At 51.0% G+C, this 22,991-nt stretch carries 14 protein-coding genes, 1 pseudogene and 1 riboswitch; of the genes and pseudogenes, 4 read left to right on the forward strand and 11 right to left on the reverse strand.

Features of this window, described 5'->3' with window-relative positions; all coding sequences use genetic code 11:
- Window positions 1-45 precede the first annotated feature (45 nt).
- A complete protein-coding gene (locus H6F90_RS20380) occupies window positions 46-2,868 on the forward strand; it encodes a hybrid sensor histidine kinase/response regulator (protein ID WP_190554092.1) in 2,823 nt (940 codons plus the stop codon).
- Entirely contained in the window at window positions 2,868-4,271 is a 1,404-nt protein-coding gene (locus H6F90_RS20385; RefSeq protein ID WP_242024558.1) for a response regulator, read from the forward strand. Before H6F90_RS20380 ends, H6F90_RS20385 begins: the two co-directional genes overlap by 1 nt.
- A gap of 45 nt (window positions 4,272-4,316) precedes the next feature.
- On the opposite strand, the gene H6F90_RS20390 is transcribed toward H6F90_RS20385, so the two are convergent.
- Together H6F90_RS20390 and H6F90_RS20395 are read right to left on the reverse strand one after the other, a co-directional pair.
- Window positions 4,317-7,232 carry a glycoside hydrolase family 10 protein gene (locus tag H6F90_RS20390; protein WP_242024559.1) on the reverse strand — a complete coding sequence of 972 codons (2,916 nt, stop codon included), beginning with the start codon at window positions 7,230-7,232 and terminating at the stop codon, window positions 4,317-4,319.
- A 286-nt stretch (window positions 7,233-7,518) separates the two neighbouring features.
- Window positions 7,519-10,176, reverse strand: coding sequence for a DEAD/DEAH box helicase (locus tag H6F90_RS20395; protein ID WP_190554094.1), 2,658 nt, complete (start codon window positions 10,174-10,176; stop codon window positions 7,519-7,521).
- Between the two features lie 575 nt (window positions 10,177-10,751).
- Window positions 10,752-10,881: riboswitch (cyclic di-AMP (ydaO/yuaA leader) on the forward strand.
- A gap of 148 nt (window positions 10,882-11,029) precedes the next feature.
- Here H6F90_RS20395 and H6F90_RS20400 point away from each other — a divergent pair.
- Window positions 11,030-11,860, forward strand: coding sequence for a universal stress protein (locus H6F90_RS20400; protein WP_370588064.1), 831 nt, complete (start codon window positions 11,030-11,032; stop codon window positions 11,858-11,860).
- Window positions 11,861-11,888: 28 nt separating this feature from the next.
- Here the strand turns inward: H6F90_RS20400 and H6F90_RS20405 are convergent, their stop codons facing one another.
- From H6F90_RS20405 to H6F90_RS20425, 6 genes and pseudogenes are all read right to left on the reverse strand, one after another.
- Window positions 11,889-14,399 carry a tetratricopeptide repeat protein gene (locus H6F90_RS20405; protein WP_190554095.1) on the reverse strand — a complete coding sequence of 837 codons (2,511 nt, stop codon included), beginning with the start codon at window positions 14,397-14,399 and terminating at the stop codon, window positions 11,889-11,891.
- Between the two features lie 224 nt (window positions 14,400-14,623).
- The gene (gene psb34, locus H6F90_RS20410) at window positions 14,624-14,803 is read right to left on the reverse strand and encodes a photosystem II assembly protein Psb34 (RefSeq protein ID WP_190431326.1); all 180 of its coding nucleotides are present in this window, start codon (window positions 14,801-14,803) and stop codon (window positions 14,624-14,626) included.
- Window positions 14,804-14,906: 103 nt separating this feature from the next.
- The gene (locus tag H6F90_RS30820) at window positions 14,907-15,710 is read right to left on the reverse strand and encodes a thiazole synthase (protein WP_370588065.1); all 804 of its coding nucleotides are present in this window, start codon (window positions 15,708-15,710) and stop codon (window positions 14,907-14,909) included.
- Between the two features lie 237 nt (window positions 15,711-15,947).
- A pseudogene (gene thiO, locus H6F90_RS30825) lies at window positions 15,948-16,946 on the reverse strand (glycine oxidase ThiO); the annotation flags it as partial.
- A 36-nt stretch (window positions 16,947-16,982) separates the two neighbouring features.
- Complete coding sequence (locus H6F90_RS20420; RefSeq protein WP_190554097.1) at window positions 16,983-17,348, reverse strand: hypothetical protein; 366 nt, start codon at window positions 17,346-17,348, stop codon at window positions 16,983-16,985.
- A gap of 32 nt (window positions 17,349-17,380) precedes the next feature.
- On the reverse strand, window positions 17,381-17,719 hold the full coding sequence (locus H6F90_RS20425; protein ID WP_190554098.1) for a 2Fe-2S iron-sulfur cluster-binding protein: 339 nt from the start codon (window positions 17,717-17,719) through the stop codon (window positions 17,381-17,383).
- 109 nt (window positions 17,720-17,828) lie between these two features.
- Between H6F90_RS20425 and cimA the strand changes: the two genes are divergently transcribed.
- Window positions 17,829-19,487: a citramalate synthase gene (gene cimA / locus H6F90_RS20430; RefSeq protein WP_190554099.1), complete on the forward strand. Its 1,659-nt coding sequence runs from the start codon at window positions 17,829-17,831 to the stop codon at window positions 19,485-19,487.
- 4 nt (window positions 19,488-19,491) lie between these two features.
- Here the strand turns inward: cimA and H6F90_RS20435 are convergent, their stop codons facing one another.
- Genes H6F90_RS20435 through cruF form a run of 3 tightly spaced genes read right to left on the reverse strand, consistent with a single transcriptional unit; the run spans window position 19,492 to window position 22,537 of the window.
- A complete protein-coding gene (locus H6F90_RS20435) occupies window positions 19,492-20,286 on the reverse strand; it encodes a ZIP family metal transporter (protein WP_190554100.1) in 795 nt (264 codons plus the stop codon).
- A gap of 32 nt (window positions 20,287-20,318) precedes the next feature.
- Entirely contained in the window at window positions 20,319-21,569 is a 1,251-nt protein-coding gene (gene cruG, locus H6F90_RS20440) for a 2'-O-glycosyltransferase CruG (RefSeq protein WP_370588056.1), read from the reverse strand.
- Entirely contained in the window at window positions 21,566-22,537 is a 972-nt protein-coding gene (gene cruF, locus H6F90_RS20445; protein WP_190554101.1) for a gamma-carotene 1'-hydroxylase CruF, read from the reverse strand. Before cruF ends, cruG begins: the two co-directional genes overlap by 4 nt.
- Between the last annotated feature and the right edge of the window lie 454 nt (window positions 22,538-22,991).

Raw genomic sequence — 22,991 nt, forward strand, 5'->3', positions numbered from 1 at the left:
GTGGGAACTATAGAAACATATCCTGACTTCAGTGATCGCTGAGCTATGTTGTCTAATTCTATACCGAGTGCCGTAGTTAAAGCCTCTGGAAAAGTTCCGCTCAGGACAGTTTTAGTAGTTCCATTCATCCTACAGATTTTTGTAGCGGTGGGGCTGACAGGCTACTTATCACTGCGAAACGGACAAAAAGCGGTGAATGAGTTGGCAACCCGATTAGAAACAGAGGTAAGTAATCGCGTCAATCAGCACCTCGATAATTATGCGGCCACCACTCGGTATCTGACCCAAATCGATGGCGAGCAAATTGATTTAGGTTTGCTGAATCCAGCAGACGCTGACCGCTTGGCGCAATTTTTCTCTAAACAGGTAAAAATCTATAACGTTGGCTACATTCTGTACGGTTCTAAAACAGGAGAATTCATCGCCTCTGGTTACTATCGCGAGTCTTCAATTCCGAAGCATGGCAACCCCGATATCAGTCTAGTTTTGCCAAAGCGCTACGGCAGCACAGACCTGTATAACTATGCGACGAATGACCAGGGTCAACCAGTCCAATCCTTTCCGGGCACTAAAGATTACCAATATCAAAAAGAAGGCTGGTATGCCAAAGGCGTTGAAACGGGTAAGCCAGGATGGAGTGAAATTTACCAATGGGAAACTAACTCGTATCCCCTGTCGATCGCGACCAGTCGTCCGATTTATGACAAAACAGGCCAGCTGATTGGCAGTGTTGGCGTAGAGCAGAGGTTATCTCAAATTGGAGATTTCCTACGACAAATCCAAGTCAGCCAGTCCAGCAAAATTTTTATCTTGGAGCGTGATGGCTTTTTGGTTGCGAGTTCCAGCGATCGCCCAGTCTTCTCCGTGGTAAATGAGAAGCCGCAAAGACTCCGAGGGGTAGAAAGCCAAGATGCTTTAATTCAAGCCACCTCTAAATATTTAGGCGATCGCTTTGGTGACCTGAAAACAATTCAAAATCAGCATCAGCTAGACTTCCGACTAAACGGCCAGCGTCAGTTTGTCCAGGTGAACCGCTGGCAGGATGAGTGGGGCTTAGATTGGCTCGTCGTAGTTGCCATGCCCGAATCAGATTTCATGGGCCAGATTAACGCCAATACCATCAACACGATTTGGCTTTGCCTTGGTGCGTTGGGGTTGGCTACGCTCCTGGGGATCTACACCTCTCGCTGGATCACCCGACCGATTTTGCGGCTCAGTCAGGCTTCAGAGGCGATCGCCCAGGGTGAACTTGACCAAAAAATCGAGGTTTCTGGAGTCAAAGAACTTACTGTTCTGGCTCAATCTTTCAATCGCATGGCCCAACAACTACGAGACTCCTTTACAGCGCTAGAAAATACCAACCAAGCCTTAGAACAGCGAGTGGAAGAGCGCACCGCAGAACTTAAAAATGCCAAAGAAGTCGCCGATAGCGCCAACAAAGCCAAGAGCGAGTTCCTCACCAACATGAGCCACGAGTTACGCACTCCTCTCAATGGCATTCTCGGCTACACCCAGATCCTCCAGCGCACCGAATCCATGACCGATAAGGGGCGCAAAGGCATCAGCATCATTCATCAGTGTGGCTCTCACTTGTTGATGCTAATCAACGACATCCTCGATTTAGCCAAAATTGAAGCTCGAAAAATGGATTTGAGTCATAGCGAATTCCATTTTCCGTCCTTCCTCCAAAGCATTGCCGAAATTTGTCGAATTCGAGCAGAGCAGAAACAGATCACTTTTGTTTATCAGCCAGATGCAGAGTTGCCAACTGGGATTCGAGCTGATGAAAAGCGACTGCGCCAAGTACTGATCAACCTGTTGGGAAATGCCATCAAGTTTACTGATAGCGGCAAGGTGACTTTTCGGGTGGAAGTGCAAGCCGTACCAGGAACCAATAGCCAGAAGGCCAAACTCGAGACAGATGCCTCTCCTTGGCGAATTCGCTTCCTCGTAGAAGACACAGGCGTAGGAATGACACTAGAGCAAGTGAAGAAAATCTTCCTACCCTTCGAGCAAGTGGGAGATGTCAGAAGGCAATCTGAAGGAACTGGACTAGGCTTGGCAATCAGCCAAAAAATTGTGGGATTGATGGGTAGCAGCCTGGAAGTACAAAGCAACTTTGGCCGAGGCAGCAAATTTTGGTTCGATGCAGATCTGCCAGAAGCGGAAAATTGGGCTGCTGCCGCTAGGACAGCTCAGCAAGGCACGATTGTAGGTTATCAGGGAGCCAGACGCAAAATCTTAGTCATTGACGATCGCTGGGAAAATCGTTCTGTTTTAGCGAGCCTACTAGAACCAATCGGTTTCGAGGTGATTGAAGCAAACAATGGCCAAGAAGGATTAGATACAGCAGTTGCTATACGCCCTGACCTGATCGTCACCGACTTAGTCATGCCAGTCATGGATGGCTTTGAAATGCTTAGACATTTACGGCAGCTCTCTCAGTTCAGAAATACGGCTGTGATTGCTTCTTCCGCGAGTGCTTTTGAGACAGACGAATATAGGAGCATGACAGCGGGTGCCAATGAATTTTTACCCAAGCCGATTCAGACTGAAACCTTATTGCAATGGATGCAACACTACCTACAACTGGAATGGATTTATGACCATAAGCTGGATCAGCTAGGTGCAACCGTCGATCCAGCTGAGAGTATAGATTCAACCTGGAAACTCCCAGCCGCAGAAGAATTGCAACACCTACACCAACTGTTAGCGATGGGAGATCTGGACGGCATTATAGAGACAGCTCAGCGACTAGAACAGGCCGATCCTCAACTGGTTCCCTTTGCCCGCAAAGTAACGGAGCTAGCTGAAGGCTGTGAACTAAACGCACTTACGACTTTGCTCAAGCAGTCCATGCCAGAGTGATGCCCCAGACTGCTGACTTAAATCTATTTTGCCGCTTTAACAGCTTCACTTTTAACAAACACTGCTTATCAGCTATGTATGACCAATCGACCGGATTTATTTTGATTGTGGATGACAACTCCACCAACTTGTCGGTGTTGTCTCAAGCACTCAAACAAGTAGGTCTAAAAGTGCGGGTAGCAATGGATGGAGTCAGCGCCATTAATATTGCTCAGCAACAATTACCCGAACTCATTTTGCTAGATATTCAAATGCCAGGGATAGACGGCTTTGAAACTTGTACTCGCTTGAAAGCTGATTCATCCACCCAAGCGATTCCCGTGATTTTTATGACGGCTCTGGCGGATAGTGAAAGCAAGGTGAAAGGTTTGTCATTAGGAGCAGTAGACTACATCACCAAACCCTTTGAAGAGCAGGAGGTGATGGCTAGGGTCAATATTCATTTACAACTGCGGCAACTGACGAAAGCTTTAGAAGAGAAAAATGCTCAACTTCAGCACTCGGCGGCAGTCCTAGAAGAGCGAGTAACAGAGCGGACTGCTGAACTCTCTAATGCTTTACAAGATTTGCAACGCTCCCAAGTGCAACTGGTGCAGAGCGAAAAAATGTCTGCCTTGGGACAACTAGTTGCGGGTATTGCTCACGAACTGAACAACCCCATCGGCTGTATTGTCAGCAACTTGGCACCAGCGTTTGAGTATGTCACTGAGATCACGAAGGTTATTGAGTTTTATCAGCAGGCTTGTCCTGAAGCGGCTTTGCAGTTGAAGCAAACCTTAGGCGATATTGACGTTGAGTTTGCATTAGAGGATTTGCCGAAGCTGCTCCATTCTATGAAATTGAGTACAGAGAGAATTAAAGACATCTCAATTTCTTTGAGAACTTTTTCTCGCTCGGATGCCACCGTGAAAATGCGAGCTGATTTACATGATGGCTTAGAGAGCACCTTAACGATTTTGCGCCACCGCTTGAAGGCTGGGAGTGTGCGAGTAGCGGGTAAGGAGCAGCACCGTCCTGCCATTGAGGTGGTTAAGCACTATGGTGAATTACCTCCGGTGGAATGTTATCTAGGGCTACTTAACCAAGTGTTTATGAACATTCTGGCCAATGCAATTGATGCTTTGGAGGAAGCGCTGCCTGCTACACCTCAGATCTTGATTCAAACCGTTCTGGTTGATCAGCAGATTGTTGTTTATATCTCTGACAACGGAGCGGGGATGCCGTCAGAGTTGCAGCCAAGAGCTTTTCAGACATTTTTCACGACCAAAGCCGTGGGTAAGGGTACAGGCTTAGGATTGTCGATCGCTCGACAAATTGTCGAGGAAAAACACGCAGGCCATTTGAGTTTCACCTCTGAACCTGGTCAAGGAACGAAGTTTGCGATCGCCTTGCCCCTCAGTTGAAACCAAGCTTTTGCTTCTCAGCCGACTCAAGGAGTAGTAATGGGTTTACCTATTAGCAGAGCGGTTGGGCGTTGAGTTAAGCGTCACGCGATCGCCGTAGTTCAATAGGGTGTCGATGGTGTCTAGACGGTGTTCCCAAGCGTCTACTTGGTAACGATGCTCTAGGGCGTATAAGTTCATCCAACTGCTAAATTGAGCCCGGAAGTTAGTCAATTCTCGTTTGGCAGTTTTTAAGCGATCGCGTCCGGGACGTTCGGCTAGAGCTTGGAGCGCTTGGTCTAAGGCTTTTGATTGATTTTGCCAACGGCTTAAAGCAGGTTCCCGCATCCAAAGTTGCTTTTGCCCTTGAAGGAAATTCCACTCACGTTGCAGAGCTGTGTAACGTACCGCTGCCGCCGCAAAAGGTTGACGATAAGGGACAGGCTCTTTGGGAGTTCGTTGAATGGGTCCTTGAGTTTTTTGAAAGATGGTTTGCAAGCGATCGTTGAAGTTCTCAGCTGCAAATAGAGCATAACCCCCAGAGGGCAAGTCTCGTAGCGCCTGAATTTGATCGATCGCCACCGCTTCGGGCAGGTTCAACAGCCGGATTCCTGGCATGATCAAGGTTGAATTGAGCTTGCTGGAAGTTAGGTAAGGCTGGACTAAGCGTTGGAAGCGATTGGTATCCATTGCGTACGCCATCGGCACGACCAAATCAATATCTCCCCGCTCTGCCCAAGTTTCCCAATGCTGTTGCAGCTTCTGGATGCGTTCGTGCTGCGGTAGGGGAAACACCGCGACTGACATGACCAAATTAGGTTTTGCTCGACGTAATTGCTGTGAGGTTTCGGCTACAAAGCTGTCGATTTGTTGGGTGCGGAAGTTAGTCCAGCGCTGCCATAGGTTGCGATCGCTAGGAGAGATTTTGAGAGGGTCAGCGCCAGCAAATTGCTGAAATTGCTGACGAGCGGCTTTGCCATAACCGTAAGTGCGACCAGCCGCTGGATCTTGGAAAGGATAGCGAATGTAGTCTAACTGAATGCCATCAACTTGATAGCGGCTAGCAATCTCGTTGAGGAGTTGCTGCAAATAACGCCGTACTTCAGGATTAGCTGGATCAAGAAATGGTTTCTCTTGGCCCGCTGGGATGATGCGACCCCGGTTGTCGTAGTTGGCCCAGTCTGGATGGGCTGAAATGACTGGCCCTGGGTAATCCTTAGGAAGATTTAGCAGCAAGTTGTGGCGCTCGTTGCCAGCAGCAAAGGCCCAAACCCAGGCATGGAGCTCCATGCCTCTAGCATGAGCCAGCTTGACGGCAGCGGCTAGCGGGTCCCAGCCACGGGTGAGCGGGTTCTGTTGTGGTGCTACTTGGCTGGGATAAATGGTATAGCCTGCATTAACGGTTTCAAAGAAAACTGTGTTAATGCCCGATGCTGCCAAGCGATCGAATAAAGCTGCGAGTCCTTGCTCGGAGCCCGCTCGGACAATGGTGCCTCGGTCCAGCCATATAGCACGAATTTCCGGTTGAGCCCGTAACCGTTCAGTGGGATAGTTATCCCAAAGGAATCGTCGAGTTTGAATCCACTGGCTACGAGCTTTGCGGTAATCTCCTTGTGCTACTAATTGAGAAAATTTTTGCAGCCCTTGGCGAGCCGTGGCTACAACTTGAACCGGGTCAGAGGAAGCAGCCGTGGCTGAAGTTTCAGTAGGCGTAGCGGCAACAAACTCCTTGCTACTGGCAACTAAGCTGGATGCGGTTGTGTTATTGGATGTAGAGATTGAGCTAGCTGTCTGAGCAGAGCTGTTAGCGGCATTGGCAGTGAGGAGAGCGCTTGCCACTCTGCCGATCAAATTCTCTAGCTCTTGGCGCATTGCGATCGCTTCGAGCGTGGCGATGGGGAGTGCCCCTGGCTCAACTTCTATACCTGGGGGCGCTACCTGCTCGGCGGGGTCGTTGCCTGACTGGGTAGGTGCCTGACGCAACGCCGTGGAGCCTGTTGGTGGTGTGGAGGTGAGAGGAAGGCTGAGAGTGCTGTTACCTACCGTGGGTTGTGGGGCTGTGCTGTTAGTTGGAGTTGCAGGCGGTGGCGCTGCTGCGATAGGAACTATAACGACTGGCACCTCACCATAGCGGCTCAAAGCGGCCCGGAGCCAAGTACCATCAAACTCAGCAGAGCCTGAAGAGCGCCGACCCCAATTCCAACCAAAGAAAGTGGATCGCTCCGTGGTCACGATCGCAGGTGGGTTGTCACTGGGCGCTCCAGTGGCAGTGACAGCAGGATTAACTCCTGTAGCACTTTTCCAAGTCGCAATCGTTTGGCTGCTGAGGCTAGAAGGCATAATCACACCTCCCCAGAGGCTACTGGCCGCTTGACCTTTGCGCGCCCAAGACTGGGGTTGCCTCGTGATGGTTTGCAAACCCGTGGGTTCCGAAAGAGGATAGGCCCAGTAAGCACCCAAGAGCGATCGCAGGGCTTGCCGTACCCCTAAAGGCGACAACCGACCGACCGGGCCACTAACGACCACCCGTCCGCCTCGACTCATCCACTCTTCTAAGGCGATCGCTTGCGCTTCTGTAACTGTTTCCACATTGGGCAGAAATAGCACGCTGATGCCGTTGAGGTCAGCGGCTCGCTGTACCTGTTGGAAATCAATCACGCGATAACCGACTTTAGCAGCTTGCAGCCGAGTGGTAATACTTTCCCAGTCAGCCGCATTATCTGAGCTGCGTGCCACTCCTAGGGATACCCGCTCGGCAACTGCTGGGGAGAGCAACACGAGACATTGCAGCAACAAGCCTAAACAAACACTAGTCGCTAGCCGACTCTTGCTCATCAGATTCAAAAGTAAACGAGTTGAACGAGTTGAGCGCCTTTGATGCATCACTAGATCGGCAACATCCAAAATAACTGACTGAGAGCAAAGCGATCGCTGGAACCAGGGCCACAGCTTCTGTTGCAAATTGCTATGAAAACCATGCATGCGAAAAAACCAGCTCCTAAAGCGGCTATAACAGCCACAAGCGACTTCCCACAGCTATTGCCAGGGAGAAACTGGAGCCTTCTAGGAGCAAGACTTTAAGACTTATTTCAATTTGAAGGGTTCCCTAAATAGGCTCAAAAGCTCAACGATCTCTGCACCCCTGCCCGATTAAATTCTGTGTAGAGCTTTACCCCGTTGTTCATCCTACCCTTGCTAGTTCCTGAGTGCAAACCGTGGCATCGCTCAAGTAGACCTTGACATCCAACACTCAGGGTTGCAGTATCTCCTACTCAACCGCCTCATTGACTGGGAAGCGATCGATTAACTGGATAGCTCGGTAGGCATTCTGGCGCAGCGAATTTGGCAGATGTGGGACATGGGGAATTTGCGAAAGGAAATCTAAAGTCCGCCGCAAAATTCGTACTACGTCTCCTTCATCCAAACTGGTGTTTTCTCCCAGTTCCGCCCATTCCACTCCCAGAGCCCACTGCTCGACTAAAGCAATCAGCTCGTCTTCTAGCCAAACGGGTAAAGCCACTTGATGCCGTCGTTGCACCTGGAATAACTGCCGTCGTAAACCCCGTAAACCACCCAGCGCTTCTTCAACTGCCGAGGAAGCTTGGTAGCGAGTCCAACTGTCAGGACGCGAGACCTCTGTGACCAAAGCAGCACAAGCGGCGGCCAAATGGTGCGGGTCCAGATCATCGAGTTCTCCCGACATGAGGGAGATGCCCAGCCATAACTCGTTATCTCCACGAATGGCTGCTGCTGCTTGGCCCAGAACAGTCGGAGTTAAGCCATCCAAGCCGCCAAACGTCTGCAAAATCTCAATCAAGTGAACAAACTCTTCCCAATGCTGGTGGGATAGCTGCTCTAACTTGGCTTGGCGTTGAGCAATATCTTCTTGCAAATTCTGGACTCGGCGCTGCCGCTTTAAGAGCGTGGCAGAATTGCCCCATTGATGTAGGGGATGCGCCTCTAGTTGGGTTTGCACCGCTTGCAAGCGTTCGAGTTGGGCTTGGACTTCTGGGGCAGTTTCGAGGAGCGAAGGCACAGGAGGAATTTGTCGGGCGATCGCTCCTGTTTCTTCGCTGCCTTTGCGGCATTGTCCTGGTTTCAGGGGCATCTCAGCCGGGGGGGTGAGGTTGTCTACTGCCTTAATGCGAGGAATCTCGGCTCGCAAGCTGACGACATCTCCCACCGCTACGACATACCAGCGATTATCTTGACCCAAGCAAACGAGATAAGGAAATTGGCCAGAACCTGGAGTTTTCATCACCAGAGCCGCTGGGATTGGGTCGGCGGTAGGGACGTTCTCTCCCTTCAGCCCCAGTACGGTGCCCGCGATCGCAAATGAGAGTGCTACAGCAATGTCACCCGACTGCATCTCCTGGGCTTGGTGCTGCAAAATTTTCAGTAGGCGGCGTTCTTCTTTCAGGCGCTCTTGTAGCTTTTCGTAACTCGAAAATAGTTGTGGATCAACCAGTTCGAGCTGAGCTTGAAGTTGCTCAAGCTCTTTAGTTAGATCAGCGATCGCCTGCTGTTGGGGCCGCAAAGACAGCGTGGCGAGATATTGCCCAAAACTGCGCTCAACCAGCTCTTGCGCTTCTTCTAAGGTGTGAGTTTGCAGCAAGTTTAGGACCATGCCATAGCTGGGAGTAAATTGGCTGATCAACGGATCAGCTCCGACTGTGGCTAAGTATGCGGCTTCTTTGGCCCCCTCAAAGGGAGTTTGCACCGTGACGACATGCCCTAACTCATCCATTCCTCGTCGGCCCGCTCGACCCGACATCTGGAGAAATTCTGAGGGATTGAGGAGGCGATGTCCCAAATCGGTGCGCTTGGAGAGGCTAGAAACCACTGTGGTCCGGGCAGGCATGTTGATGCCAGCGGCCAAGGTTTCAGTGGCAAAGACCACCTTGATCAGCCCTTGCTGAAAGAGTTCTTCAACTAAGCCTTTCCAGGCAGGCAAAATTCCAGCGTGGTGGGCGGCAATACCCCGGTAGAGCGGCTCAATCTGCCCAGCCCGCCCAGCGTCAGGGTGTCGCATCAAAAACTCATCAATCAGGTGTTTCAGCTTTGCCGCTTCCGCCTCGTTGACCAAGGATAAATGCTCGACTTGGGTAATGGCGCGATCGCAATTACGACGGCTGAAGATGAAATAAATGGCTGGGAGCATATCCCGTTGCTGCAACTGGCTGACCACATAAGCCAGCCCAGGCTCGTCTTCCCGCTTGCGTTGGCCTCGGCCTCCTTTAGGTTTGAGGCGGGCGTTGATCTTTTTTTGATCTTGGCTGAGTAGAGGAAATAAGCCTTTGGGGTTACAGAAGTGAAAGCGCAAAGGAACGGGTCGGAAATCTGAATAGATCAGCTCTGTGGGGCCATGAACTCGACCGATCCAATCCGTAAGCTGATCGCTGTTGGCAACGGTGGCTGACAGCGCGACTAGCTGCACATCTGGTGGGCAGTAGATAATCGATTCTTCCCAAACGGTGCCCCGCTGGCGATCGTTCATGTAGTGGCATTCGTCTAAAACCACCGCTTCTACACCAACCATTGAGGTGCCAACTTCACCGATCGGGGTGCCGTAAAGCATGTTGCGGAAGATTTCGGTCGTCATGACCAAAATGGGTGCTTCCCGGTTGATCGATACATCTCCTGTCAGCAGCCCGACTTGCTCAGAGCCAAAGCGATCGCGAAAATCTCGTAACTTTTGATTGGATAATGCTTTGAGCGGAGTGGTGTAGAACACTCGTCGCCCCTGAGCCAGAGCGCGATAGATGGCATACTCGCCAATTAACGTTTTGCCTGACCCCGTTGGCGCACAGACTACGACCGATCGCCCCGCATTCAGAGCCGCGATCGCTTGATACTGAAACGCATCTAATTCAAAGGGAAACAGCTCTCGTAAATTTAGTTCTGGCAGAGTAGAGGAAACGTTCACGCACTAAGTTCCAATCAGGTTGAGATCTATACTCAAGAGGCAAAATTTCGCGAGAAATTGGCCTACAATTCATCTTTTCAATTGTAAACCGCAGCTACTAAAGCTGTTTGCTAAGATCAACCTCGTCACCTTACGAGGAGGTTGAGCCAAGTCAGTTATTGCATTCAAGAATCTTAATAATTGATTGTGATTAAAGCTTGACTATTTTTCAGCTTAATCTAGGGCCAATCAGACCGCGATCGCCACTTTATACATACATTTCTGGCGAATAGCAACCGAGGATACAGCGGCAAATATCTGATTGATCGTAAACTTGGCTACTGCTTTTAGGTAGATGACCATGCGGTTTAACGTGAGCTATATTGTCTCAAGGATGAAGGGTTCAATCAACCTCGGATAAGGAATTCCTCATACAACCGTGTTGGTGAAGGATTTCTTAACGTTATTTAAATCACATCTGAGCACAATCTTTGCTCTGAAATAGAACCGTCTTTTGATGGCATTTCTTACATCAAAAAGGCGTTCATTAAAACATTCAGTGGGTAGCCTAATCCGGATTAATAGGCATCAAGGTGAAAACTTGAATGCTGTTTCGTCTGGAACGGAGGAACCGATTTTTGGGGCTAATCTCAAAGATTAATTTGAGAGAGACACCTTCCAGTCTTAGCCCGTCAGCTAACTCCGTCGGCAGTGGGAGGAGTACCTAGGACGCAGGCTTTTGATAGCAACGGTCATTGCGGTCTCCTAGCAGATATCAGATTCCCCTAAGAGATTTCTCTCAGAGTTGATGATGTCTGTTTCCTGGCCCACCTCTCGAAACAAGTAGTCTGGAGAGGTTTTTATCGTGAATATTATGCCAATGTTGGTGCGGCTACAGGGCGCACTGGGTTCAACTGACTTAATCGAGCAAATTCTGCTGTTGCCTCAGCGGCCCAAGGGCGATCGCTCTTCCGGTAAATTGCATTTGCCAGGCCAGGCTCGGCGGGCTACTAAACGGCACCTCCAGGCTAACCGTCCAGAAGCAGCGTCTGGAGCTGATGCTGAAATTAATTTGGTGGTGGGCTACAACAGCTCCCCGAAGAGTCAGACCGCTTTGGATTTGACCCTGTGGATTGCTCACCAAACTCGTTTAGCGACTCGTCGCCAAGTGACCGTGCAGGTGGTCTATGTCATCAATCCCACTGACTGTCTAGATAGCATTCCCACTACAACCGATTTTCGCCCAGTCAGAACTGGCAAGAAATCTTCTCAGCGCCAGGCGCAGCTAGCTAAGGCACTGGTGGCACCTGATACTTATAGTGCGGCCTCTAGCGCAACCTCTAATGCCACTTCGGAGCGGGAAGGCGCGATCGCAACTCTAGCTGAACCAACCCTAGAAGATACCGGGCTACCATTCGGCAATTATCCCCTTTGCCAAGTAGACCAATTTGAGCAGGCAGACCGAATTTTGTGGCAAGCCCGCTGTCTAGCTAACGAGTGGCGTGGTTCCCTGAAAACGCACCTACGATTTGGGCAAGTCGCTCAGGAATTGCGGAGTGTTGCTAAAGCAGAATCGGCAGTGCTGTTGTGGTTGGGTTGTGACTCTCCCAAGAACTCCATTGTCCGAACCTTGAGCGCTAATAGCCCTTGTCCCGTCTTGGGCGTACCCTCTTCTCTCCATCCCGATCGCTACTTTGATGCCTAAGTCCTGCTTGGGCCTAGAGCGGTTGTCCTTAGAGCCGTGGCAAAATTTCAGGTAATAAATGACCTGGTAATAGAGATAGCGCTAAGTTCTGGCCTTGCAGACCACACTCGCTGTAAAAAGCCCGTACCGTTTGCAGGACATAGCCTAGCGCTGTTTGATGAAAATCAGGTTGGTGCTGCCATCCTTGTAATGCTTGCAGATGGTGACGCAGAGACGCTTCTAAATGAGCAGACTTAGCAGGCACCGGAATAGCGCCCGCCTGATCGGTCGCTACTTGGTAGTGGGCTAAACCTAGGTTGTTGTGAGTTGCGAACACGTCAAAGGTCAGTTTAGCGCCAGCACCATTAGGCGTTTGGTTTATTTGTTCAACAATGGCTAAAGCTGCTTCGTAGGCTGCGATCGCGCACTGTAAAGCTTGTTGTTGGGCTTCTGGTTGTTCTTTGGAACGGCTAGCCAGGTGCCAATAAGCGGTGCCCAAATTGTTTTGAGTCGCTGCATAGGCAGCAGGATTAACTTCTACGGTGCGGTAAATCAAGGCGATGCGGTAGCAACTAATCGCCAAATTGAGAAACTCTTCCGGTTGCTCATGCTGGGCTAAATTCCAATAAGCCGTGCCCAAATTGTTTTGGAGCATGGCGTAATGCAACGGCTCCTGCTCTGGGTTGTAGAAGCTGAGTGACTCGGTGTAAGCAACGATGGCTTGCTTCAGATGTAGAGCAGGTTGATGGTGTTGTGCCAAGTGCCAGTAAGCCGTACCCAGGTTATTTTGAGTGGAAGCATACTTCAAAGGTTCTACGTCCCGTTTGCGATGTCGCAACGCTTCCTCGTAAGCTGTGATCGAGCATTGTAGGTTCTCGATCGGCTCTCGGTAACGAGCTAAATCTCCATAGGCGGCTCCCAAATTATTCTGAATCATGGCGTAGGATTGCGGTTGCTGCTCAGAACTTACATGAGTCAGCGCCAGGTGATAGGCCGCGATGCCTTGCTCTAAATAAGGCAACCGTTGTTCCGGGTTGGGCGGAAACCGGGACAACATCCAGTAGAGATTGCCTAAGTCATTGAGAATATCTGGAACTAAAGCCGAAGACTCTTCTAGGTGAATTAAGGCTTGCTCATAAGCTTGAATGGCGATCGCCAATTGTTGAGGAGAGTTGTGTCCTTGCTCAATGCGATCGCGATAAAAATTACCAAGAGTTCGGTAGGTGACAGCTAACCCTGTAGTTTCTGCTTGCTGTTGATGTAACTGCTCTAGATGCCGCAACATCCGCAAAGGCGGAAAGTCCTCCAGAGCAGCCACTACAGGGGCAGGCAAGGTAGCACTAAGACGAGAGAGAGACGGAACCGGAGCATTGGCTCGTAGCGCTGTTGCCCCCCCAACCTCTTGAATTGCCGCTGTCAGAACTAAATTGACAAGTTCCGGCGCAATTGATGGAAGAGGAGCTTCTGTAGGTGCCTTGTCTAACTCTGATGAGTTTGCTGCTGGAGCGGTAATCGATGGGGATTGAGGCTCTGTAGCAACCGTACGCAGAGGCTGCGGTTCTGAGGCGGGTGATTCTGAGTGAAATCCAGAGCGGGCATGCAGGCTGTTGGCTGTAACCTGGTTGGTTGGCGCGGCAGCAGTCGGAACGTGAACGCTCCAGGAGTTGGGCGGAGGAGAAACTGGGTCGGCAGTCAAGCGATCGCCTGTACTTTCTGTTGTTCCTGCTGGAGCTGCTGTGGTTTCTAAGTCATCCACCAAGTCTCCAAAGGCCAACTCATCAGCCAATAAATCCCGTAAACTAATGGGCACATCTACAGGTTTCTGATTGGCAGGCGTAACTGGAGGATGGGCAACGTCAGAAGTAGACGCGATCGCTGGCTGGGGACGCTTCTTCGTTGGCTGATGGGTGGAGGCTACTTGGTCTGAATGACGGCGCTTGGGTTGCTCAGAAACGACTGAAAGTGGTGTAGGTTCTCCGACAAACTCAAACACGCCAGTGCGCCAACCCCAAAACTCAGGGGCAGACTGTTGAATGGCCCGAAACCAAGGATGCGGCACCCACAGCAACAAGCTTGCTTCTAACGTGGGCAAGCTGCGATCGCACCCTTGTAAATAGCTGAGAAACAACCGCTGTACCGCAGCCGATTGTCGCGTCAGTCGCTCAGTCCCCAAGATTTGGAAGCTAGGGGTCAGTGGCTCTGTTCCTGATCCCTTGGGTAAAGGATGACGAGCTAACCACTGAGTCACTTGAGCGATCGGATTAGGATCGTTGAGATTGAGGTTGAGTGTAACCAGTCGGGGATAATCTGAAGCAAGCCCAGCCTCTTCAGGGTTACGCGTGGTTGTCGAAGCAGCGGGATAGGCGAGTTCCGCATGGAGCCGAGCCGCCAAGCGATTTCGTAGGGCTAGATCATCGCAGACCGCCACAAAAATTTGACGGCGTAAGTGTAAACTCAGCGCTCGTTTTAAACGCTGGTAACTTTGCCGATTCAAATGTGAACTGGTTTGATTCGGCCCAGTCATGCGGAGCAATGGGGAGTGGCGATCAGCTAGTTGCACCAACAATACCCTTAATCGTGGCGAGGAAATCTGGAGGTATAACACTCTTCAAATTCCTCAAGCTCGATTCAGGACTAAAGCTTGATTTTGACGAACTTTTAATGTAGAGCGATCGCGCTAAACGTCTTCCTATCGCAGCCAACCATAGCAAAAAGCCAGGTTGCTCATAAAATAAGCAGCACCTGACTCAGGTTTATATTTTGAAAGTTTAAAGCTGATTTTTTCTAGCCTAGGTTGGATACGGAGAAGGCGACAAAAACGAGCCCACCGACTAAAACCATTCCTAAAGCTCCCAAGATAAGGGAGTTTCTTTGTTGGGATTTAGTGGGTGGTTCTGCTTGATACATCTTCGGCTCAACAGCGAAGTTATTTAAGCGTCCACCTTCCTCGGTCGTATAACGCATGAACAAAACCCTCAGTTTTTGTATTAACTAACTGTAACAAAAATTAGGAAGATACTCTCGCTCCTAAGTTAGAAACTAAAAAATGCTCAAATTTACTTTAGATTTACTGAGTAATGGTGCCCGTGAGGGGTGAGCTAGCGCTAGCGTGGCTTTTCACCGGAATACGACCTGCTAGGTAAGCTAGACGACCTGCCTCTGCTGCTAAGCCCATAGCTTTGGCCATTGCTACCGGATTCTGCGCTTCGGCGATCGCGGTATTAATTAGTAAAGCTGAAGCCCCCATTTCCATTGCTTGGGCGGCTTCACTGGGTGCGCCTAAACCTGCATCTACGACGACAGGCACTTGGGCATTCTCAATAATGATTTGGATATTGGCAGCATTTTTGATGCCCTGCCCAGAGCCAATCGGCGAACCCAAAGGCATCACCGTCGCACATCCTACTTCTTCTAATCGCTTGGCTAGCAGTGGGTCAGCATTGATGTAGGGCAACACGGCAAACCCTTCTTTAACCAGTTGCTCGGCCGCTTCTAGAGTGCCGATGGGGTCGGGTAGCAGGTATTTGGTGTCTGGAATTACTTCCAATTTGACAAAATTATTATCTTCCTGGCCCAAGAGTTTTGCCATTTCTCGCCCTAAGCGGGCAACTCGGATCGCTTCTTCTGCGGTTTTGCAGCCTGCGGTGTTGGGCAACATCCAGATTTTGCTCCAGTCCAGTGCTTCAGCTAAACCTTCATGGCCTGGGGCTTTGGTTTGTACTCGTCGCACCGCCACCGTCACAATTTCACAACCACTCGCCACGACACTCTGCTGCATGTCGGCAATGCTGCGATATTTGCCAGTCCCCGTCATCAAGCGGGAGCGAAAGGATCGCCCAGCAATCACTAAGGGGCTATCTAGCGTCGTGATATCGGCTTGAGCTAAGGCAGGAACAGCGTGAGTCAACACAGAATTAGACCTTGGGAGAACGTGGGTGGAAGAACTAAGGGCAGCAGGAGTTGAGGAAGCTGCCAACGAAGCAGGGGGAGTTGAGGGTTTCGTTTGATGAAAGCGCTGCCAACTAAAATGCTCCAACAGTGGATCGGGTTGTTGGGCGATCGCATCGGCAATCAGTTGAGCTGTAATTGGTGCCAGTAAAATGCCGTTGCGGTAGTGCCCGGTAGCGAGTAGCAGGTTAGCGCAAGCACTCGCCCCTAGAATCGGCAATTCATCTAGAGTTGCAGGCCGAAAGCCCCACCACAACTCTTGTAAAGCAAAATCTTGTAGGGCTGGATACAGCCGGATCGCTCGTGCCAGTAACTCTTGAACGCCTGCGGGGGTGTTGTTGGGGGTAAAACCAACCTCCTCACTGGTGGCTCCAATAATAATCCGACCATCTTGGCGCGGCACGATATACAAATCGGAGCCAAACAAAACTCGTCGTAAAGGTAACCCTGAGGCTGAGTCGGGTGACTGAACAGCTAACATTTGGCCCTTGCGAGGCTGCACTGGAATTGGCAACAGTTCATTCGACCAAGCCCCTATGGCTAAAACATAATGCTTGGCTTGCCAATCTCCCACCGAAGTTTGAACGCTGGCGACTTGGCGTTGCTGCTGCTGAATTGCTTGGACGCTGACGCCATCCTGAATATTCACGCCGAGGGTTTGGGCAGCAATCCATAGCGTTTGGGTGAGGGCGCGGTTATCCACTTGAGCATCCTCTGGAAACCACCAACCACCCACCACATCTGAGCCTAGCCCCGCCTGATATTGGTGAATTACAGCTTGATCTAGCCATTGAGCTTCGGTTCCGGAGGCTTGAGCGATCGCGGCTGCCTCCCTTAAATCTGTCCGTTCAGCGTCTGCTACGTAGACTGGAGCCAAAATGCCACAGGGCCAATAACCTGTTGAAGCTCCGGTTAGTTCCTCCAGCTTGCGAATCCAGTTGGGATACAGTTGGCGCGATCGCAAGCACAGTTCCAGCATCGGGCCTAGGGGGATGCCTTCGGCTTGAGGCGCTAACATCCCGGCGGCGGCGTGAGCGGCGGCTTGCTTAAAATCACGGCTGAGAATGGTTACCGTAGCTCCTCGCAATTTCAGCTCAATCGCGATCGCAAGGCCGACGATACCGCCGCCAATGATGAGAACGTCACTGGTTGTATTCATGCAAGCTGAAATTGAGTCACAATTACTAAGTCGTGATTACCAAAGCGCTGGAACTGGCTTACTACCTGCGCCCGTAGCGCTAGGAGCGGTGGTTGTGGTGCCGCTACCAGCACTCGATCCGGCGGTGCCTGTAACGGAAGTGCCACTGGGTTGGGTGGTTGTGGTGGTTGTGGTGCCAGCGGTACCAGTTTGGCTAGCAGGAGCAGAAGTGACAGGCTGATTGGTCGAGCGTTGAGTGGTTTGGCCCACACTTCGCACCTGAGTAGCAGGAGAAGCACTGGGGCTAGGACTTGCTGACCCGCCAATCTGTTGAGTCGAGTCACGAGCGCGCAAGGCAATGAATGCTCCCAGCAAGATAGCGAAAACTATCAGTCCAATCACAGCTTTTAGTAAGTCATTCATTGGTGTTTTTCTTCCCCAAACCTCTCTTCAGTCTATCCCTCTGGAGTCCAGAGCGGTTGAGTGCCTTGGCCCCAAAATCCATCAAACTTAGTGACTCGCACATCCCCTAGCACTTTGGTTTGACAAGCTAGTCGGCGATTTTGGTTAGTGTTATGGGGTGGCAAAGACCGCCGAGTGCGATCGCGCCAGTTAGCTTCTGAGACTTCCTCCTCGACCTCAACGGCACAAGTACCACAGCTCCCTAAACCATGACAGTTGATGAAGCTGGCGTTGCCATTATGCAAAGCAACGCTATTTTGAAGCAAAACCTGACGGAGATTGGCTCCGCGATCGCAGATAAAAGTTTTTCCTTGAGCTGTAACCTGCGGCATGATTTTAAGCTGTGCGAACCAACGGATTGTCTTACAGCTTTAAAGTTTAAATTTCTTTACGCTTTTTGAAACGCTTTTATTCCATCCTTCCTCTGCTTTGGCTGCTTCCATGACCTCACAACCTTCTCCCCAACTCTGGATTTATGACACTACCCTGCGGGACGGTGCCCAACGCGAAGGGTTATCTCTATCCCTAGAAGATAAACTCCGCATTGCTCGGCAACTCGACCAACTGGGAGTACCGTTTATTGAGGGAGGCTGGCCCGGAGCGAATCCTAAGGATGTGCAGTTCTTTTGGCAAATCAGAGAAGCACCACTGGCTCAGGCAGAAGTGGTGGCGTTTTGTTTTACCCGCCGTCCCGGAAGAACCGCTGCGACTGATCCCATGTTGCAACCCTTACTAGCCGCAGGTACCCATTGGGTCACGATCGTCGGAAAATCTTGGGATTTGCATGTGACTGAAGGACTGAAAACCACGCTGGCCGAAAATCTAGCGATGATTCAGGACACGATCGCCTACCTTCGCAGCCAGGAGCGACGGGTGATATACGATGCAGAGCATTGGTTTGATGGCTACAAGCACAACCCTGACTACGCGATCGAGACGCTAGAAACCGCGATCGCGGCAGGATCGGAGTGGTTAGTTTTGTGTGACACCAACGGCGGAACCTTGCCGCACGAAATTAGTCAGATTGTGCGAGAGGTCAAGCAGCGCTTAAGGGAGCGTCGAGTCGCTCAAAACGCGGATTTCCACGCTCCCTTACCCCCCTTGGGTATTCACACCCACAACGACACAGAAATGGCGGTGGCCAATGCGATCGCGGCAGTAATGGAAGGGGCGCAGATGGTGCAGGGCACGATCAACGGCTATGGCGAACGCTGTGGTAATGCCAATCTTTGCTCTTTGATTCCCAACTTGCAATTGAAGCTGGGTTACTCCTGCCTACCTCCCGAAAAACTGACGACGTTAACGCAACTCAGCCGTTATGTCAGTGAAGTAGTAAACCTGGCTCCCGACGACCATGCTCCTTATGTGGGACTTTCGGCCTTTGCTCATAAAGGGGGCTTGCATGTCAGCGCTGTGGAACGCAATCCCATCACGTACGAGCACATCCAGCCAGAGCTAGTCGGCAACAACCGCCGAATTGTGATTTCTGACCAAGCAGGTCTGAGCAATATTCTGGCAAAGGCGCGGAGTCTCGGTATCGAACTCGACCCGCAAGACCCCACCTATCGCCAAATTCTGCAACACCTGAAAAATCTGGAGCATGAAGGCTATCAATTTGAGGCGGCAGAAGCCAGCTTTGAGTTGCTGATGCGCGAAGCATTGGGTCAGCGGCAACCACCATTTGAGCTCAAAAGCTGGCAAGTTCACTACCACATGATGCCCGACACCGACCCATCGCAGAGTTTGTCTTTGGCGACGGTGAAACTGGCAGTAGATGGCCAAGACATTCTCGAAGCAGCGGAGGGTAACGGCCCAGTTTCCGCACTGGATACAGCTCTGCGTAAAGCCTTAGTCAACTTCTATCCAGAAATTGAGAGTTTCTATCTCACCGACTACAAGGTGCGAATTTTGGATGGTGGGTCGGGCACCTCTGCTAAAACTCGCGTGCTGATTGAATCTAGCAACGGCTACCAACGCTGGACTACGGTTGGCGTTTCAACCAACATTCTGCAAGCGTCTTACCAAGCTGTGGTGGAAGGTTTGGAGTACGGGCTGCTACTGCAACACCAAGCTAAGGTAGCCCTAACGACTTTTACCTAAGCAGTTAGCTCAAGGTGACATCTAGAAACATCATGGAAACGAAGCCGAGGATGACCCCAAAGGTTGCGCCTTTTTCGTAGCCGAGGCGGTGGGATTCTGGAATAATTTCATCGCTGATTACAAACAGCATGGTTCCCGCGGCAAAGGCCATTGCCCAAGGCAAAATCGGTTTGGCTAAAGAAACTAGGCCCGCGCCGATCGCGCCACCCACAGGTTCAACTAAACCAGTCATCAGAGCCACTAGCAGGGCCGTCCATTTGGAATATTTCTCACCAACTAAGGCTAAGGCAACGACGAAGCCTTCGGGCATATTTTGCAGCCCAATTCCGGTAGCGAGGGTGATGCCGTTGGCTAGAGTTTCGCCACCAAAACCCACTCCTACCGCTAATCCTTCGGGGAAGTTATGAATCGTAATCGCAATAATAAAGAGCCAAATCCGCTTTAAGCTCGCCGGATTGGCACCTTCTGGGCCCTTAATAAAATGCTCGTGAGGAGAATAGCGATGGCTGAGACAGAGAAACAATCCACCTAGAATCATCCCCACGGTAACGATCGAGGCTGCTACCACTTCGCTACCTGTCTGCTCCGTTGCAGCTTCAATCCCTGGAATTACCAAGGAAAATGAAGTCGCAGCTAGCATCACCCCTGCTCCAAACCCCATCAAAGCCCCCTGAAACTTCTGGGTGACTTTGCTCAAGAACAGAATAGGTAAAGCTCCGACTCCTGTAGCCAATCCTGCGAGCAGACTGCCGAGCAATCCCAGATAAAACACTGGTAGTTGAGCAAAGCTGTGGAGCATGGGGTAAAGCCAGAAAAGATTAACGAGATGGGCTAAGCCTGGGTGTAGCTCCGTCCTCGCCACTGAATAGAGGTTTGAGTAGACGAGAGAAAGATGCGGAGTACAGCCAAGGGATCGGCTAAAGGAGAGAGCCAGAAAAGCCAAGCCGCTTTCGCTTGAGTGAGGTCATAAGACGGCGCGATCGCCCACAGCAACCCAACCCGCATGGCTAGCAAGGCTAGGTTTAAGCCCAAAGCTGCAACCACAGGCAAAGAACCAAGCCCCAGACCGATCCAGCTCAACAAGACTAGCGTTAGGGGCACTGGTAGCCCTTGTACCGCAGTGAGTAGCCAGAGGTCACCCCAAATTTGACCACGGGCTGCCGCATCTTTAAGGTCGAGCGATCGCCCCCATTCGCGCCAAGTCTCAGCTGCTCCTTCGTACATTCGTACCTTTAGCAACTTCGAGCCATCAAAGAAGCCCACTTTGGCTCCTTGGGCAGCCGCATACCGAGCCAGGGTGACATCATCACAGAAGGAGTTGCGAGCACTACTATAACCGCCTAGGGTCGCTAAAACCGAGCGCCGACTGAGGAAGCATTGTCCATTCGCCATCACCCGCTCTGCTGAGTTGTTAGTTTCGCCAGCGGGACCGAAGCGATACACCAACGTCATCAGCAGAGCGGGTTGTAGCCACAGCTCTCCCGGATACTTGAGGATGAATTGGGGGGCCAACGAAAGAATGTCGTAGCCTTCCGCGATCGCAGTCTTCACCAAACTGCTAACTAAGCCAGGGTTTAGATAAGTATCAGCGTCTACGCCCAGCACCCAGTCGCTTTGCTCCGAGCTTTCGACGAAGCCTGTATGTAAAGCCCAAGGCCGTCCCACCCAACCGGGAGGTAACGGATCATCTGTGAGCAACCGGAAGCGCGGATCAGCTTGTCCCGCTCGTTTCACTAGATCTGGCGTGCCATCTTGGGAACGGCTGTCCACCACCAAAACTTCTCGCACTTCGTAGCTTTGCTGGCTCAAACTGGCGAGACAAGGCCCAATTCGTTCTGCTTCGTTGAGCGTAGGTACAACGATACTGACCTTTCCCAGCAGTTCTGGGCTAGGTTTCTGAGGCTGTAAAGGAGGGTGACGAGTAGGACCGCGCAGCAAACGGGACAGCAAAATCGCGACAGCGGGAATTTGTAGCAGCAGTAGGACAAGGGCGATCGCTCCTGTTACAGAACTATCTCCTTGTCCACTGAACGCTACTGGAGTCAGAGCGAACTCATGCAACAAGACGAAACTGAGATTCACTTCGAGCCGAGTTCCATAGGCGCAACAGACAGTTCACTCGCCAGATTAATTGCTGGTTCACTAACTTCGCCCACAAAAGGCAACACAGCCTCTGTCGTATCGCCAGTTTGGTAGGCAATGCTAGTAGCGGGGGCCATGCGCCACAGAATCAACGCTGGAGCCACGCCAAGTGCCAAGCCTAAGAGCACTGGAATCCAGATGCCTGCGGCCAAGCTCATGATCATCGCGAAGGCGAAATTGCTGAGGTAAATCGCCAAAGGCAATTGCAACTGCTGACGAGTGAGTTGGATGGGCGCTTTACCCCATAGCAAAGCGGCCACGCTCATAAACACTGCACCAGTGCCCCACCAACCTGCAAAGTTTTGGTAAGGCATGCCGAAGAAAGCGCCTGGTTGTTTCCACTCCCAAAAAGGAACTGCCGTTTGGCTCATGGCAGGATCTAGCACAAAATCCCAGGAAGTGAGAAGCAGAGCACCCAAGGCGATCGCTAAGCCACCCCGGACCCATCCTGGTAACTTGTTCTGCTGGCTAGCTTCCAGACCCACGCGGGCCAATAGATAAGAAGCGCAACCGAGGTAAAACCAAGACAAAGGAATTGTGAATGGCACCAAGCCCGCAATCTTGTAACCCAAACCGCTCAGATAATCGTAGTTACCAAAGGGGAAACCAGTGCTAGTGCCCGAAAGTTCGCTGGAAAGAGAAATGCAGACAGAGGGCACCATAAACGCCAGCCAACGCTGCCAGCCTAAAGTCCGATAGGTGTAGATGGCAACGGCGATCGCTCCTAGCAGAATGTAAACCACGCCGCCCCCAGCCATACTCCACTGAAACAGGGTTTGCCCCGCTGGAGGTAACATCAGAACAAACTCTGGGTGGGGTAAAACTAACAGCAATCCAGCTAGTCCAAAGGCCATTGCTACCACATGGCCAATTAAACTGAAGCGCTCAGCAGTCAAAAGTTGCTTCATACAGACTCCTCAGAAACCAAAGCACTCTGTGAGTGCATCCTAAAAGTTTACAAACGTTTAAGAAAAATCTACCGACTCAGTTCAGCCAGGTTCGATCGAGCTGAGCAGCTATATTGACAGATTTGGATCAACTCCAAGCCCTGACAGCTATAGCAATCTCCAGCCGCTCAAACTTGATTCACTTATCATAATAAGTTTTGTAAACTTGAAGCGAGAAAAAAGCTGTTCGTTTCGGAACATCTGGCACTGGCTTGAATAATAAGGCTATTAGCTGGACGCTTGAGCCCAGAGGGAAACTTGACAAAAACCATGATTTTCCTCGCTGCCAAGCACCCGTTTCTTCTATAGACTTAAAGACGCATTGTTTTGAGTACCTGGACTTGGTTAGAGATCACACTGCCTTAAAGTGGTTTGATTGCAACCAATTTGCACTAGGTAATTGCTTTAGTTAATT

This window comes from Trichocoleus sp. FACHB-591 (assembly GCF_014695845.1).
Taxonomy (GTDB): domain Bacteria; phylum Cyanobacteriota; class Cyanobacteriia; order FACHB-46; family FACHB-46; genus Trichocoleus.